We start from the raw sequence: 212 nt of genomic DNA, 5'->3' as shown, positions 1-212 counted from the left end.
TGGCGGAGCGGACGGGACTCGAACCCGCGACCCCCGGCGTGACAGGCCGGTATTCTAACCAACTGAACTACCGCTCCAAACTTTTTATTATAACGCTATAACAGCACTATAATTTTAACTTTTAATAACTTGACTGGCGGAGCGGACGGGACTCGAACCCGCGACCCCCGGCGTGACAGGCCGGTATTCTAACCAACTGAACTACCGCTCCA

Annotated in this window: 2 tRNA genes; both read right to left on the bottom strand. The window is 53.8% G+C overall.

Annotation, left to right across the window (positions count from 1 at the left end):
- Positions 1 to 77 (bottom strand) — tRNA-Asp (locus L976_RS01565).
- A gap of 57 nt (positions 78 to 134) precedes the next feature.
- Positions 135 to 211 (bottom strand) — tRNA-Asp (locus tag L976_RS01560).
- Position 212 lies beyond the last annotated feature (1 nt).

Origin of the sequence: Shewanella sp. ZOR0012 (genome assembly GCF_000798835.1) — a bacterium.
GTDB classification, from domain to species: Bacteria; Pseudomonadota; Gammaproteobacteria; order Enterobacterales; family Shewanellaceae; genus Shewanella; species Shewanella xiamenensis.
Note: the sequence above shows the minus strand (reverse complement) of the source record. Positions and strands in the feature narration are given on the sequence as shown.